At 42.6% G+C, this 1,027-nt stretch carries 1 protein-coding gene; it reads right to left on the bottom strand.

Features of this window, described 5'->3' with window-relative positions:
* Positions 1-147 precede the first annotated feature (147 nt).
* Positions 148-819: a type 1 glutamine amidotransferase domain-containing protein gene (locus BMZ06_RS20290; RefSeq protein ID WP_089755055.1), complete on the bottom strand. Its 672-nt coding sequence runs from the start codon at positions 817-819 to the stop codon at positions 148-150.
* Between the last annotated feature and the right edge of the window lie 208 nt (positions 820-1,027).

The following is a 1,027-nucleotide window of genomic DNA, read 5'->3' as shown; positions in this document are numbered from 1 at the left end:
GGACACCCTTGCCTTTGACTAACGGCTACAACGACCTTCGCCGCTCGGGACTTGAACCCTAGAGTTTACACCCGTGCCGGGCACACATAAAAAAGTCTCAGAGTATTTTTATGTACTCTGAGACTTTTTTAGATTTATCAGTCCTTGTTATTGAGGCTGCGGTTTTCTTATTTTCTTAATAACCGCCTGGGCTGTACTCAAGCTTGAACGTGGGTTCTGACCAGTAATAAAGTGTTGATCAACTTCCACATGATCTTTATCAGGGGGGGCCGCTTCAAAACCTGCTCCTTCTGCTTGCAGCTGCTCTTCAACTTTGAATGGAAGCAGACTCTCAATTCCGGTTTCTTTTTCCTCTTTGTCTGTAAATCCAGTCATTGTTCTACCTCTAACAATCGCTTCACCATTATGATCAGTCACACCAATCAATCCAGCTGACCCGTGCCCTACGGAAGCAATTATTTTTTTCTCGGTTAGAAAATGTCTCAAAACGTGTTCTATCGTTTCATTATTGGGGAAATCCATCATAGCTCCGTGTCCTCCGCATAGGAACACACCTTCAAACTCGCTCGGATCAATTTCTGAAAGCATCGGTGTATTATGAATCGGTTCCATCACACCGTCCCAAACTCTCGGAAGCTCATTACTGTAACTATGAGGATCGATTGGAATTCTTCCACCTTTTAAGCTTGCAGCTATAACCTCGAATCCTGCTTCTTTAAATTCCGTTGCTGGTTCTACAAAATCTGACAACCACAAGCCTGTCTGGTGATCGCTGTCCAACTGATCCACATTCGTTGCAATCATTAGAATTTTAGTCATGTTTCTTCATCCTCCTTGTGAACCTTTGCGTTTAGCTTTCCCCATTCACCAATTTTCTTCCATATTCTTTATATAATAACTACGTTAAATCTTCGTGTTGCTTACTATAGATAAGCTCCCATTACTTGAAGACTCAGTTTCGAGATAAATTGGGTCCGTTACGTTAGATGGATAAGGGCTGGTGGGGAAATAACTCGTCTTGTTCCAT

It is taken from the genome of Halobacillus alkaliphilus, assembly GCF_900113125.1.
In the GTDB taxonomy this organism is placed as follows: Bacteria; Bacillota; Bacilli; order Bacillales; family Halobacillaceae; genus Halobacillus; species Halobacillus alkaliphilus.
The sequence above is the reverse complement of the archived record's forward strand: the minus strand, read 5'-3'. Positions and strand labels throughout refer to the sequence as shown.

What these genes read in the sequence shown, in the direction of transcription:
- BMZ06_RS20290 (WP_089755055.1), bottom strand. Translation starts at nt 819, where the DNA reads ATGACTAAAATTCTAATGATTGCAACGAATGTGGATCAGTTGGACAGC.